At 48.1% G+C, this 13,568-nt stretch carries 15 protein-coding genes; 8 read left to right on the top strand and 7 right to left on the bottom strand.

Annotated elements, in window-relative coordinates:
* Positions 1 to 89 precede the first annotated feature (89 nt).
* Entirely contained in the window at positions 90 to 1,292 is a 1,203-nt protein-coding gene (locus CSQ88_RS15210; protein WP_099398937.1) for an MFS transporter, read from the top strand.
* 56 nt (positions 1,293 to 1,348) lie between these two features.
* On the opposite strand, the gene CSQ88_RS15205 is transcribed toward CSQ88_RS15210, so the two are convergent.
* Positions 1,349 to 1,564: a hypothetical protein gene (locus tag CSQ88_RS15205; RefSeq protein ID WP_099398936.1), complete on the bottom strand. Its 216-nt coding sequence runs from the start codon at positions 1,562 to 1,564 to the stop codon at positions 1,349 to 1,351.
* 221 nt (positions 1,565 to 1,785) lie between these two features.
* Between CSQ88_RS15205 and yqfB the strand changes: the two genes are divergently transcribed.
* Both yqfB and CSQ88_RS15195 read left to right on the top strand, forming a co-directional pair.
* Positions 1,786 to 2,094 (top strand): N(4)-acetylcytidine aminohydrolase, encoded by a 309-nt coding sequence (gene yqfB / locus CSQ88_RS15200; protein ID WP_099398935.1) that lies wholly within the window; start codon positions 1,786 to 1,788, stop codon positions 2,092 to 2,094.
* An 82-nt stretch (positions 2,095 to 2,176) separates the two neighbouring features.
* Positions 2,177 to 2,875, top strand: a complete 699-nt coding sequence (locus CSQ88_RS15195) for a MarC family protein (protein WP_233702956.1) — start codon at positions 2,177 to 2,179, stop codon at positions 2,873 to 2,875.
* Positions 2,876 to 2,949: 74 nt separating this feature from the next.
* Here the strand turns inward: CSQ88_RS15195 and CSQ88_RS15190 are convergent, their stop codons facing one another.
* From CSQ88_RS15190 to CSQ88_RS15180, 3 genes are all read right to left on the bottom strand, one after another.
* Positions 2,950 to 3,150: a SlyX family protein gene (locus CSQ88_RS15190; protein WP_099398954.1), complete on the bottom strand. Its 201-nt coding sequence runs from the start codon at positions 3,148 to 3,150 to the stop codon at positions 2,950 to 2,952.
* Positions 3,151 to 3,273: 123 nt separating this feature from the next.
* Complete coding sequence (locus CSQ88_RS15185) at positions 3,274 to 5,436, bottom strand: YgiQ family radical SAM protein (protein WP_099398934.1); 2,163 nt, start codon at positions 5,434 to 5,436, stop codon at positions 3,274 to 3,276.
* A gap of 231 nt (positions 5,437 to 5,667) precedes the next feature.
* Entirely contained in the window at positions 5,668 to 6,399 is a 732-nt protein-coding gene (locus CSQ88_RS15180; protein WP_218963112.1) for a carbonic anhydrase family protein, read from the bottom strand.
* A 380-nt stretch (positions 6,400 to 6,779) separates the two neighbouring features.
* Here CSQ88_RS15180 and CSQ88_RS15175 point away from each other — a divergent pair, with 380 nt between their 5' ends.
* Positions 6,780 to 7,604: an SAM-dependent methyltransferase gene (locus tag CSQ88_RS15175; protein ID WP_099398932.1), complete on the top strand. Its 825-nt coding sequence runs from the start codon at positions 6,780 to 6,782 to the stop codon at positions 7,602 to 7,604.
* 83 nt (positions 7,605 to 7,687) lie between these two features.
* Here the strand turns inward: CSQ88_RS15175 and CSQ88_RS15170 are convergent, their stop codons facing one another.
* Together CSQ88_RS15170 and CSQ88_RS22800 are read right to left on the bottom strand one after the other, a co-directional pair.
* On the bottom strand, positions 7,688 to 8,224 hold the full coding sequence (locus tag CSQ88_RS15170; RefSeq protein WP_180273674.1) for a GNAT family N-acetyltransferase: 537 nt from the start codon (positions 8,222 to 8,224) through the stop codon (positions 7,688 to 7,690).
* Positions 8,200 to 8,385: a hypothetical protein gene (locus CSQ88_RS22800; RefSeq protein ID WP_143449487.1), complete on the bottom strand. Its 186-nt coding sequence runs from the start codon at positions 8,383 to 8,385 to the stop codon at positions 8,200 to 8,202. Before CSQ88_RS22800 ends, CSQ88_RS15170 begins: the two co-directional genes overlap by 25 nt.
* 93 nt (positions 8,386 to 8,478) lie before the next feature.
* On the opposite strand from CSQ88_RS22800, the gene CSQ88_RS15165 reads away from it, so the two are divergent.
* Positions 8,479 to 9,411, top strand: coding sequence for a LysR family transcriptional regulator (locus tag CSQ88_RS15165; RefSeq protein ID WP_099398930.1), 933 nt, complete (start codon positions 8,479 to 8,481; stop codon positions 9,409 to 9,411).
* On the opposite strand, the gene CSQ88_RS15160 is transcribed toward CSQ88_RS15165, so the two are convergent.
* Positions 9,338 to 10,300 carry a DMT family transporter gene (locus CSQ88_RS15160; RefSeq protein ID WP_099398929.1) on the bottom strand — a complete coding sequence of 321 codons (963 nt, stop codon included), beginning with the start codon at positions 10,298 to 10,300 and terminating at the stop codon, positions 9,338 to 9,340. The genes CSQ88_RS15165 and CSQ88_RS15160 overlap by 74 nt on opposite strands.
* Positions 10,301 to 10,391: 91 nt before the next feature.
* On the opposite strand from CSQ88_RS15160, the gene CSQ88_RS15155 reads away from it, so the two are divergent.
* The 3 genes from CSQ88_RS15155 to CSQ88_RS23590 all read left to right on the top strand — a co-directional run bounded on the left by CSQ88_RS15155 (position 10,392) and on the right by CSQ88_RS23590 (position 13,414).
* Complete coding sequence (locus tag CSQ88_RS15155; RefSeq protein ID WP_165928697.1) at positions 10,392 to 11,297, top strand: LysR family transcriptional regulator; 906 nt, start codon at positions 10,392 to 10,394, stop codon at positions 11,295 to 11,297.
* Positions 11,298 to 11,769: 472 nt separating this feature from the next.
* Positions 11,770 to 12,690 (top strand): glycosyltransferase, encoded by a 921-nt coding sequence (locus CSQ88_RS15150; RefSeq protein ID WP_099398927.1) that lies wholly within the window; start codon positions 11,770 to 11,772, stop codon positions 12,688 to 12,690.
* A gap of 1 nt (position 12,691) precedes the next feature.
* Positions 12,692 to 13,414, top strand: a complete 723-nt coding sequence (locus CSQ88_RS23590) for a DapH/DapD/GlmU-related protein (RefSeq protein WP_306475246.1) — start codon at positions 12,692 to 12,694, stop codon at positions 13,412 to 13,414.
* Positions 13,415 to 13,568: the final 154 nt, after the last annotated feature.

Raw genomic sequence — 13,568 nt, 5'->3', positions numbered from 1 at the left:
CCCTTCAAAGTATTTTTTTCCCATTCAGGCTGAAATCTGCCTGCTGGAATGGCCGGCCAGTACTCCGCTCTATTTTTAGGAAGCTTTGCATGCTGAAATCGCTTAATCCGGAACGCCGTACACAGGCCATGCTTCTGGTCTTAATGCTGGTGATGTTTACCTCTATCGCAGATTTTATGATTCTGATGCCGCTTGCCCCCGATTTAATGCGCGAGATGCATATTGATACGGCACGGTTTGGGTTTTTAGTTTCAGCGTATTCGCTGGCAGCAGGCGTGGCCTCATTATTGGCGGCATCTTTAGCAGATCGCTTTGACCGGCGGCAGGCTTTGCTGGTGTGTTATGCAGGCCTGGTGCTGGCAACGATGGCATGCTCGGCGGCGACGGGCTTTTATAGCTTATTAGCGGCCCGTGGCCTGGCAGGTATTTTTGGCGGAGTGATTGGCTCGATTATTTTTGCCATTGTGGGGGATTTAATTCCGCCAGAGCGCCGGGGCTGGGCAATGAGCTGGGTGATGCTGGGCTTTTCTTTATCTGCCGTGGCGGGCGTGCCGCTGGGCTTATTTATTGCGGCACATTCTAACTGGCGCATGCCTTTTGTGGCGCTGTCGGCGATGTGTGTTCTGGTATGGATCGGTGTCTGGTATTTACTGCCCGCCGTTAAAGGCCATTTAACAAAGGCTCCCCAGGGTTTGCTTGCCGGATATAAAGAGTTGTTTGCTGATATTAATCACTGGTGGGCCTGCGGTGTAACGGCCATGCTGACTTTATCGGGTTTTTGTGTGATTCCCTATATCGCATCCACCATGGTCAGTAATTCCGGCTTAACGACGCATGAGCTGGTTTATATGTATTTATTGGGCGGCGTGGCTACTTTATTTTCAAGGCCGTTTATAGGCGGATTGATTGATCGCTATTCGCCCACACGTATTCTTGGCTATTTGGTTATCGCAAGTTTTGTACCGCTGATTCTGGTTACGCAAACATTTGCTTTAGCGCTGGCATGGCAGCTTTTGTTTTCCACACTATTTTTTGTTTTTGTGAGCGGGCGGTTTATTCCTGCTACGGCAATGGTTACAGGGGCCACCGCGCCGCAAATGCGCGGGCGTTTAATGGCGTTTAATTCAGCAACGCAAAACTTTGCCTCGGGTGTGGCCGCACTTTTGGCTGGCACGATCATGACGCAAAGCAGCAGTGGCAGAATTATTAATTTTGATTGGGTAGGCTATTTAAGCTGTGTATTTGGCTTGCTGGCCATCTGGATGGCGAGGCGGGTTAAAGCGGTTTCATAAAAAAAGGCTGATCCCGGTCAGCCTTTTTTGATTTGTCCATTGTTGTGCTGCTTTGATCAGTCGACAATGGTAACCAGGTTTCTTAAGTCTTCCTGGGTTTTTTCGCCCTTGTTCCAGCATACACGAGCACGGCCACCCTCAACTTTCATAACCAGCCCGTCAATTTTTTCTGAGCCATCAATTGTTGCGATGCGGTTTACACGGGTGTTAATGGCAATATTCTGTGATGCAGAAAAGAAAAAGTGATAAAGGCTGGCTAACAGGCTGATCATGGTGTATCTCTTATGCATGTAGTATTACTACGAATTTTATAGCGTAAATTCAAGTAGTACAACTACACTTTTATGTGATTATCTACATGGCATCGCTAAGGTGGCTGTTTATAAGCCTTTGATCAAAAAGTAGTTTGATGTTTTTTCTTTATATAACGGCCTTGCCGTGTGTTTTTATTCTTGCTTATAGCTTGTAGTTCAGATTTCCAGGGAAGAATGGTATGCAGAAGATTACTTTTTTTAAGCGCTTTGTTGACGATATTCTTGCCGAGCGCAAAACCATCACCATTCGTGATACCAGCGAAGCGAATGTGCAGGCGGGTGATATTCTGGAAGTCAGCACTTTGGAAGAGGGGCTGTGGTTTTGCCGTGTGCGGGTTTTGTCGGTAACGCAGACAGATTGGGCGGATTTAACCCCCTTGCATGCCGCACAGGAGAATATGGGCCTGTCAGAATTGAAGCAGCTTATTAAAGAAATTTATCCGGGGCAGGATCATTTTTATGTGATTCATTTTGAATTGGTAAAGTAACCATAATACTTTGGCATTTTTTATATTTTTCTTCGTTTAAAATGCCATTTTCATTGCTGTTTATTGCAAGGTTTTAATCAAGATGCTGCAAACCTTAACCGTATTTTTTGGCAATATGCTGTTGGTTTTTGGCGCTTTAATGCCCATTTTAAATCCGCCGGGCCATGCGCCGATATTCTTAACTATGACAGCGGATTACAACTCGCAGGAGCGGACGATTCTGGCGCGGCGGGTGGGGATTTATAGTTTTATTTTGCTGCTGATCAGCATGTTTATTGGTAGCTATGTGCTGGAGTTTTTTGGTGTGTCACTGCCTATTGTGCGTATCGGCGGTGGCTTGCTGGTGGCGACGGCGGGCTGGCAATTGATGAGCTCGGGTGATGACAGCCATAAGTCTGCAGGCATGCTGCAGGTAGGGGCCACCCGCCCAAGTAATGAAGAATTACGCGAGCGCGCCTTTTATCCGCTGACCTTTCCGATTACGGTAGGCCCAGGCTCGATTACGGTAGCGATTGCTCTGGGGGCTGGTTTTAACGGCCCGGGCCTGCAGAAGTTTTCTATGCCTTTAGCCAGCCTGACCGCTGTGGCAATTACTTCTTACTCTTTGTATCTGTGTTACCGCCATGCAGAGCGACTGCTTAAGCTATTGGGCAGCACGGGCTCGATTATTTTTCTGCGTTTATCGGCGTTTATTTTAATGTGTATTGGTATCCAGATTTTCTGGGATGGTTTTAGTGTGCTGTTTGGCGAGCTGCTGGTGCATTACTTAAAGCCTGCTTAAAAGTTTGAAGCATAAAAAAGGGCATATGAAGCGCTAATCGTGCTTCATATGCCCTTTTTTTTATTGGCTGAAATTTAATAATGCGGTGGTACTTCATCAAATAAGGATTTTTGCGCCGGGCCACTGGGTTCTTGCTGCTGCAGCCAGCGTAACTCGTTCACTACCTGATCCATCTGCTGCTGCTGAGTGGCTACGATGCGGTTTAATTCTTCTAATAGCTCATCTTGCAGCGCCAGCTTGATTTCCAGCTCGGTAATACGGCTTTCTAAGTTCATATTCTTCTCTCTGGCATAAATTTCTGCAGACACAAAGCTCACAGAAAAAAAACCTTTCAAACTAAAGCGTCTGATTAGGTTTTTCCCGTGGGCGGCTTTTATGTTCTGTATACAGGGGTTTCTTTACCGTTTTTTAGTGCCCTGAGCCGCTGCATCGCGGCTACGGCCAAAGGTTTTTTTGCCCTTAGGTTTATCTGTGCGGCGAACCACGACGTTGTTTTTTTCGTGCACAAACTTTTCGCCAGGCTGCTGTGCAGGGATCAGATGTCTTGGTGTGTTACCAATCAAATCTGCGCGGCCCATGGCGATCAGTGCTTCGCGCAGGATAGGCCAGTTATCTGAATCGTGATAGCGCAAGAAGGCTTTATGAACCTTGCGGCGATGGCCGTCGCGGATTACATCGACTTTCTCTGAGCTACGTGCCAGCTTTCTTAAAGGATTGCGGCGGGTGTGCCACATCGTAGTGGCCATTGCCATTGGCGTAGGCGTAAAGGCCTGCACCTGATCAGGCTGGAAGTCGTTTTTCTTCAGCCACAGCGCAAGGTTCAGCATATCTTCATCGCTGGTGCCGGGGTGGGCGGCAATAAAGTAGGGGATAAGACTCTGCTTTTTGCCCGCTTGCTCAGAGTAATAATCAAACATCTCGCGAAAGCGCTCAAACGTGCCGATGCCGGGCTTCATCATCTTGGATAAAGGCCCTTCTTCGGTGTGCTCCGGGGCAATCTTTAAATAGCCCGATACGTGGTGGGTGGCCAGCTCTTTCACATATTCAGGCGATTCCACCGCAATATCGTAGCGCACGCCAGAGCCAATGGTGATGCGCTTTACGCCATCAATCTTGCGGGCTTTTTTGTACAGCTGAATCAGCGGCGCGTGATCGGTATTGAGGTTTTCGCAAATGCCGGGATAAACGCAGCTTAAGCGCCTGCAGGATGATTCAATTTTCGGGTCTTTGCACGACAGGCGATACATATTGGCGGTCGGGCCACCCAGATCAGAAATATGCCCGGTAAAACCTTTGGTTTTATCGCGGATATCGACGATTTCTTGCAGGATAGATTCTTCCGAGCGGCTTTGGATAATCCGGCCTTCGTGCTCGGTAATCGAGCAGAAAGTACAGCCGCCAAAACAGCCACGCATGATATTGATGGAGAAGCGAATCATTTCCCAAGCCGGAATATGCGCTTTGCCATAGCTTGGGTGCGGATTACGGGCGTAATGCTGGCCAAAAATATAATCCATCTCGGGTGTGGTCAGCGGAATCGGTGGCGGGTTAATCCACACATCGCGCGAGCCGTGCTGCTGCACCATTGCCCGTGCATTGCCGGGGTTAGATTCTAAATGCAGGGTGCGGCTGGCGTGGGCATAGAGCACAGGGTCAAAAGCCACCGCTTCATAAGCCGGAATGCGGATCACTGTGTGCTGCCGGTCGGCCTGCTTAGCGGCGATGCGTTCGGCCTTGCTAATCAGGCGTATGGCCTTGGTGTCGCTAGGCGGAGTGACGTCTTTTTCGGTATTTTCCGGCAGCATTTCATAGGGGCTGATATGCCTATCGATGCGGCCTGGGGTGTCCACGGTGGTGGAATCCAGCTCCACCCAGCCATCGGGCAGCCAGCCCTGTGGGCTCATAAACGCTGTGCCGCGAATATCCTTCATATCTTTAAGTTTTTCGCCCGCAGCGGCGCGCTGGGCGACTTCCACTAAGGCACGTTCGGCATTACCAAATAAGAGAATATCGGCCTTGGAGTAAATCAGCGCCGATTGGCGCACTTTATCGCTCCAGTAATCGTACTGAGCAATCCGGCGCAAGCTCGCTTCAATCCCGCCAATCATAATCTGCACGCCTGGATAAGCCTCACGGCAGCGCTGCGAATAAACGGTAACGGCGCGATCAGGCCGCTTACCGCCCATGCCGCCTGCGGTATACGCATCGTCAGAGCGTGGCTTTTTATCTGCGGTATAGCGGTTAATCATCGAATCCATATTGCCCGCAGTCACGCCAAAAAACAGCCGTGGCTTGCCTAGCGCTTTAAATTCGTTAGCGGACAACCAGTCTGGTTGGCAGATAATCCCGACCCGCAGCCCCTGTGCTTCCAGCAGGCGGCCAATTAAGGCCATGCCAAAGCTGGGGTGATCGATATAGGCGTCGCCCGTAACCAGAATAATGTCGCACTCGTCCCAGCCAAGTACGTCCATCTCGGCACGACTCATAGGCAGGAAGGGGGCGGGTTTGCGGGGGAAAACACCAGCGGGCAGAACAGAAATAGCAGTAGGAGCGGGATTCATGGCTTTGATGAGCAATACTAATCGCGCATTGTCGCAGATTTAGGCATTGCCAATCAAAAAAAAGCTTTTTTTTCATAAGGATATGTAAATTTTGGCTCTGAACGGTAGAGCCTATACAGTGGCTTTTGTCCTCGATATTTTTGCCGAGGTTAGGTGCTAAATAGTAACGGGGAGCCACTGTGGGCATCCCCGTATCTTTTAAATCAATGAGATATCAGTGGCTTGGCCAGATTACCAAGTGACTTTACCAGTGCCTACGTCATACATTGCACCCACAATTTTGATTTGCCCTTTTTCTTCCATTTCTTTTAACAGGGGGCTCATTTCACGGATTTTCTGCACGCTGTTATTTACATTTTCATGCGCTACATCCTGCACAAATTCGTGGTTTTTGGAGCTGCGCTCGCCAGAAGTTTTGGTGGCTTCTACGGCAGGTTTAATTTTATCTAAGAGGCCAGTGAGATTGCCTAGTTGCACGGCATCACATGCGCCTTTTATTGCTCCGCACTGAGTGTGGCCTAGCACCACAATCACTTTCGATCCGGCGGCTTTAGCTGCATATTCTAAGCTGCCCAGAATATCTTCGTTAATCACATTGCCCGCCACCCGCGCAACAAATAAATCGCCAATTCCTTGGTTAAAGACCAGCTCAGGTGCAGAGCGCGAATCGATACAAGCGACGACGCTGGCAAAGGGATATTGCCCAAGGCCCGTTTGCATAATTTGTTTTTTATAATCTCGTTTGATGGATTTTCCGGTCGCAAAGCGTTGATTGCCATTTTTTAAGATATCCAGCGCAGCATCGGGGGTGATGCTGGCTTGAATCGCCTTGCTCATGGTTTTGCCGACGGCATAAGGCTCTGGCTTGACTGTGCCGCCGTGGTCGTCTGCTGCAAAGCTAAGTGAGCTGGCCAGCAGAAGAGTTAATGCGATAGGGCGAATAAACGGTAGTGATTTCATCATTTTTCCTTGGATAATTAATTGCTTTGTTTTTTAATGCTTTATATACAGACTGTAAAAAATACACGGGTTTTCATGAGGCATTACTCAGAATGGAATGCCGCTAAATAGTTCAAAGGCATAAATATTTCTTATTTTATTGCAGTAACATCACATGACGATGACTGCAAACTTACTGTTTGATTGTTTTTAGCATTTACTTTCTTCTATTGCACCTGCCAACCTCTGAGCGGTTGCTTTTATGGGGTATTTTTTGCTTGCATAAGGGGGTGAAACGTCGTTGTCTAGCTGGATTTATACTCTGCAATGGGAAAGGGCAATCTATATCGCTAGGGAGCAGGTAGAATCACGCCTTGCTGCAAGCACAGCTTTTGGACAAGACTATGACAGAACATCACGAAATCAAGCCCGGCCAGTCGGTCGAACTGCTCAAAGAGCTGCATATCCTGACCCGCGACGGCAAGCTCAATCAGGACAGCCGCCGCAAGCTCAAGCAGGTTTATCACCTCTACCAGTTTATTGAGCCGCTCTTAAAAGAAGTGCAGGCGGACCACCCCGAAGTCACGCTGGTTGACCACGGCGCGGGTAAGTCTTATCTGGGCTTTATTCTTTACGATTTATTCTTTAAAGATAAGCCGGGTTCCGGCCATATTTATGGCATTGAAACCCGCGATGAGCTGGTTAAAAAATCACAAGAGCTGGCCCAGCGTCTTAACTTCCCTGGCATGTCTTTTCTGAATTTATCGGTGGCAGAATCAACGAATTCTGATCTCTTGCCAGAAACCATTGATGTGGTGACTGCGCTGCACGCCTGTAATACCGCCACCGACGATGCCATTGCTTTTGCGCTTAAAAAGAAAGCCAAATTTATGGTGCTGGTGCCCTGCTGCCAGGCCGAAGTGGCAACCGTGCTGCGTAAAAACAAGGCTAAATCGCTGAAGAACCCGCTGGCAGAAATCTGGCGACACCCGATTCATACCCGTGAATTTGGCAGCCAGATCACCAATGTGCTGCGTTGCCTGCAATTGGAAGCGCATGGCTATCAGGTAACGGTAACTGAGCTGGTAGGCTGGGAGCATTCGATGAAAAACGAATTAATTATCGCCCAATATAAAAACCTGCCCCGCCGCAAACCTGCTGAACGCCTGGCGGCTGTGCTGGCAGAGCTGGGTTTGGATGAAATGCAGGAACGGTTTTTTACGGCGTAATTGATGCCAAAGCGCCTTGGCGCAGATTGAGGTAAGTGTTGGCTGGCGATGCTGCTGGCAAACACTTACCCCGATACATTTGTTTATTCATGATTCAATTTCTTTGTCATGATGTGAGATTGCGGCTGAAAATGCTGAGCTTCATAAAAATCAATGGCCTGATGATTAAATTTAAAAACTTCTAAGCGTATTTCACAGGCTTTTTTGCTTGCTGCCCATTTTTCTACGGTATTAATCAGCTCTTTACCCAGGCCTTGTCTTTGCTGTGCCTGAGAGACAAGAATAGTGCCAATTCTGCAAATAATCCGGGGCTGTAAAAGCGTGATCGCTGAGGTATCAGTGATTTGAGCGCTTACAAACCCAGCGATTTGGCCGGAAGATCTGGCGATAAACATCACCCCATTTTCTGCCGTAATACAGGATGCCCATAAATCTCTGTCCCGAATCATGCCTGATGCCGGGGCAAATATTTCTGGCTGATGCTGATGGTGTTGTGTGGCAATTTCATCGGCCAGAATGCAGATATCAGTTAAGTCTTCCAGGCCTGCCCGTTTTATATTCATTGTTTTCATTCCCATAAATTGTACTGGCGGGATTAAACCCGCTCTCTGCATCGACATCGCCATTCTTCCATTCTGGCGGCTGCAATCATCGCTGCTTTGCGCAGGCGGTGTTCAATGCCTTCATCTGTTTCTGCTTTTGCATGGAACCCATACCCGTGATGGCGGGTATCACAGAATGCCATTGGCTTAACTAGTAGTTTGCTGATTAGTGCTTTCATAGCATCTCCAATTTGCTTTTTAAATTTGTAATTGGAGTGTATTTTGATTCATTATCTGGATAAACCCATGATAACTGGACAAACTGTTCCTCTATGAAAACAATGCCTTCGTCCGATGCGCTCTTGGTGTTTGATGCGCTTGCCAGGCTGAGAAGCTTTACTGCAGCGGCTGATGAATTGGGCTGTGCTAAAAGCTATGTAAGCCAAAATATTAAGCGGCTGGAGGCTGATTTAGGTGCCGTGCTGGTTTTACGGACCACCAGAAGGGTAACGCTGACTGAGGTTGGGCAAACACTGGCCATGCGGGCGGCGCAGCTGCGGGTACTTATGGAAGGCTTGAAAGCAGAAGTCAGCAGTATGCAGGATCAGCTGGCCGGGCCTTTGCTGATCAGCAGCCCAAGTGGCATAGGGCAGTATGTACTGGCCCCGGTTCTGGCCGAGTTTGCCATTCAATATCCTGGGGTGCAGGTACATATGACTGCGCAAAATAAGCTGCAGGATATGGCAGGAGAGGGGATCGATTTTTGCCTGCATTCACGCACGGTGCTGGATGACAGCATGGTGGCGCGGCCCCTGGGTTTTACCCAAAAACGCCTTTATGCATCGCCGCTGTATTTGGCCAGAGCGGCCCAATTGCAGCATCCCTGCGATCTGCAGCAGCATCAGGTGTTTTGCCACGAAAGCCTGCACGAGCAGATGGGCTGGCAGCTGGAGAAAAACGGCGAAGTAGTTAGGGTAGAGCTGCGGCCTACGCTGGTGTGCAATACCTTTGGGGCGATTGCCAGCGCGGTGGAGGCGGGCTACGGCGTGGGCCTCTTGGATAATATTATTGCGGCACCCTATTTGCGTCAGGGTCTAATGCAAGCGGTATTGCCGGATTGGCTGGCTACGCCTAAGCCGTATTTTCTGGTGTTTCCTTACCGGCAGCCCATGCCTAAAAAATACGAAGCATTTATTCAGTTTGCGGTGCCACGTTTGCAGGCAAAGCTGAAGGAATCGATGAGCGCTGATACGCCGGGCGGCTAAGTAATTTGGGGCTGCCGGGTTTACGCGAGTTATAAACTACGCCGCTGATGATCAGAATCATGCCAATAAATTGTGGCAGGCTGGGCGACTGGCCAAGCGCAATGGCAATTAATGTTGCAAATATCGGCGCCAGATTCATAAAAATCGCCCCCTGTGCCGGGCCAATCTTTCGCAGGCCCTCATTCCACCACACAAAGGCCAGAACAGTACAAAAGAAGGCCATGGCTGCAATCGCCAGCAAAACATTCCATGCGGGAATCGTGTAAAAATCGTTGCTGATGCTGGCCGAAACGGCCGTCATCAAGGCTGCCCCCATCATAATGGTGACCGTGGTGGTGTGCAGGGGGGATACGCCACGAACAAAGCGTTTTGGAATCACAGAATATAAAGCCCAGCTAAAGCTGGCAATAAAAACAAGGGCATCGCCGAGGGCAAAATGTAAATCGCGGATGGTTTGCAAAGAGCCACCGCTGACAACAATCGCTACGCCAAAAAAACTTAATCCCATGGCCAGTATTTGCTGGCTGTTCAGTGATTCTTTTTGAAAAAAAGCGGTGAGCAGAGCGGTAAGAATGGGGCTGAGCGCCATAATTAAGCCGGCATTAATGGCCGAGGTTAGTTGTAATCCATAAAATAAAGAAAAATTGACACCCATAATGCCAATCACAGACATAAATAATAATGGGCGAATATTATTGCGCAACGCTTGAATATCCCATTTCTCACGCAAAGAAACAAACGCAAAGAGCATTAAGCCTGCAATGATAAACCGCCAGCTGCCAACCACCATGGGGGATAAAAATTGCACTGTATATTTGCCGATATGAAATACTGCTCCCCAGAAGAAGACAGTCAGTGTGAGTTGTAGATACGTCAGCAAATGTGGCATGGTGTGTACTGCTTTGGCTTGAAATTGCCGTCATTATTGTTGCTGATCCTTGAGATGTATTTAGCCCTGAATGGAAAACAGTTTTCTAAAAATGAAAAATACTGATTTGGATTGGAATGACTTAAAGTATTTTCTGGCTGTGGCGCGTGAAGGCGGCCTCAGTGCAGCAGCGCTTAAGCTGGGGAGCAGCGCATCAACGGTATCCCGGCATATTTCAGCATTGGAAAACCGCCTAGGGGTTAAGCTGTTTTTGCGGCAGCAAATTGGTTATCTGCTTACCGATCAGGGGGTGAGCATTCTGGCAAGGGTGACCGAGGTTGAAAATGCCATGTTCACCGTGGAAAGAAATAGCGACCAATTGCAATCTATTGATCAGGTCAGCGGCTTAATCAGGCTGGCTGCGGCTGAATCATTAGCCAGCTATTTAATCATGCCGCATATGCCGGAGTTTCTGACGCTTTATCCAAAAATGCAGGTAGAGCTGTTAGTGGGGGCATTACCGGCTAATTTGGCCCGGCGGGAGGCGGATGTGGCCTTGCGTTATGGCGACTCAATTGTGGTCGATAATAATCAGGATTACATCACGCATTTTGTGGGTTATGTGCATTTTGCTCCCTATTGTTTAAAGTCTTTATTGGCAGATTTGGGGCCAAATCAAGACCCGTGGCAGGCATTGCCCATTATTGAATTAAGCGATTGCTGGGCTTATTTGCCAATGGTGAAATGGTTAAAACAGATTACCCAAAACCGTGCCCCGCTGATTAAAGGCAATACGCTGCATACTCAGTATGTGGCAGTGCGGTGCGGGCTGGGAATCACCCTATTGCCTGAATATGTGGGCGATATAGATGAAACACTGGTCAAGCTGGATGCCCCGTCTGTTGTCCCTTCGCGTGAGCTTTGGCTGGTTTATCACCGTGATTTAAAAGCAAGCCAGCGCGTTCTTGCCATGAAAAACTTTTTAACCAAGCTTCTGGCGCAGGTTTTAGATTCATAAGTTTTAAGCTGTGCTTTGAGCCGGGGTGTTCGCCATGGCTTTATTTCTGCAGATCGTCCTTTCTTATGCTGCCTGCTCAGGCAGCCACTCCTTTTCTGTTTTTGATTATTTTAGCCCACTCAGGGCGGCTGCCGGTCAGTAAGCAAGAAGCAGCCTTTGCCCTGTATTTATTCCTTCGTAATATCCCGTTGTAGTAAAAATACGCATTACTACAAAAAAATCTGTTACAAAACTACATTGGCATACTATTTACAGTTGTTTGAAAGCAATATAAAGTAAATAAACATAGAATACTTACTTTAAATTGTCATTTAATTGTTGATGTTTGAAATTAAATTTTACATCATGAGCCGCTGATGTAGTTGCTTCGCGGCCATTGCTTTGCTCAACAGTCATACGAAGTCTCACGGCTTGATTATTCAAAGTGTATTCAGGCTGGGTTTTTGATCAACTTGAAGTCAAAGGAAAGAGCATGTCTAAGCTACAGATCAGTGTTGTCATTCCCACTTATAATCGGGCCGATTTATTACGCTACACCCTTGAATCTCTGGTTTTGCAAACGCTGGACAAGCAATTATTTGAGGTGATTGTGGTTGATGATGGCGGCTCGGATAATAGCGAAGAGGTGGTCAGGGCGTTTGCTGAGCAGCTGAATATCAAATACTTCTGGCAGGAAGACAAAGGTTTCCGGGCGGGCAAGGCACGCAATATCGGCACGGCGATTGCCGAAGGCCAATACATTGTTTTTATTGATACCGGCGTGCTGCTGGGCAGCAAAACACTGGAAGTACACGCTCAAGTGCACAGCCAGTCTGAATTTCCTGTGGTGATCATTGGCTATGTTTATGGCTTTGAAGTGGATAACAACCTGCTGGAAGAAATGTCCGCACAGATTGATTATCAAACGCCTGATGCCACCATTAATCGTCTGGCCTTACTGGGGGCGCATGATGTTCGCCAGCAGCAATATGATGAGCTTGGGGACAACATCAGCAACTGGCCTGCGCCCTTTGATATCTTCTGGACTTGCCACGCATCAGCCGAGCGTGCGCAGCTTTTGAAAGCCGGTTTATTTGATGAATCATTTAATAGCTGGGGCGGCGAAGACGTTGATTTAGGCGTGCGTTTACATCTGAATAACAATCAGTTTTCAATGGAGCGCGAAGCCGTTTCATTCCACTGGCCACATAAAAAAGAAGTGGATGATCAAAAAGAGCAATCAGAAATCGCCGCTTTACGCATTCATCAAAAGTATCAGCTATGGTCAACCAGCTTTTATGGCAAAGATTTAAATGATGAAAAATATTCATTAAATAAAGTGATTAAAATTCATCGCGATTATGCGATTAAAAAAACTAAACGCGCCCAATTGCTTGAAACCGAGGGGGCATAAAATGCCTTGCGAATATCAGAATATTTATCTTATTCCGCCAGAATTAGCAGGCAGCCCTGCCAACAATGTGCCGGAACAACTAATTGGGCATCAGGTTAGGATAGGCTTGAATACTCACTTTTCAGGCACGCCCCGTTTGTCTTATACAAGGGTGATTGATAAAGAGCTGCTGGATGCGGATCTGGCAGCGCAGCAAATCGATGAAGCTCTGTTTGCGGGCAGCATTACGATTGGCAGCCAGTGTTATATCGAATCTGGCCATATTCCTGCATTTCATAATTTGCCGGTTAAGCTCAGTACGGTGCAGATTAATGACGGCCCTGTTGGGCAAATAAAAATTGGCGACCGGGTTGTGCTGCAGGGCGCGGCAATTTTGGCTTATCAGCGTGTAGAAATTGGCAATGACGTCATTTTTGGCCCTATGGTCACCATTATGGATAGCAGTGGCCATCCTTTGCTTGGGCGCGGGCAGCCTGGTGAGGCGGCAAGAATCCGCTCGGCTCCGGTGCGTATTGGTAATGGCGTGTGGATTGGTGCGGGCGCAACGATTCTGAAAGGCGTAACAATTGGCGAGGGCGCTGTGATTGGCACACAGGCTGTTGTCAGCGAGGATGTACCGCCTTTTTGCGTGGTAACGGGCAACCCCGCCAGAGTGGTAAAGCATTTGCAAAGTGATCAAAAAGTGGATGTGAGTGTTATGGAAAAAATGCTGGCTGTGTTTTAGGCTCAGGTACAGCAGCTAAAGCCCCCTTTTGAACTGCACCCCAAAAGTTGGACACCCGTCCATATTTTTGGGGTGTTTTTATGTCCAAGTACTCAACGCAATTCAAGCTCTCTGTCGTTCAGCAATATTTAACTGGCGAAGCGGGTATCAAAAC

The organism is Iodobacter sp. BJB302 (assembly GCF_002735645.1).
Taxonomy (GTDB): domain Bacteria; phylum Pseudomonadota; class Gammaproteobacteria; order Burkholderiales; family Chitinibacteraceae; genus Iodobacter.
The sequence above is the reverse complement of the archived record's forward strand: the minus strand, read 5'-3'. Positions and strand labels throughout refer to the sequence as shown.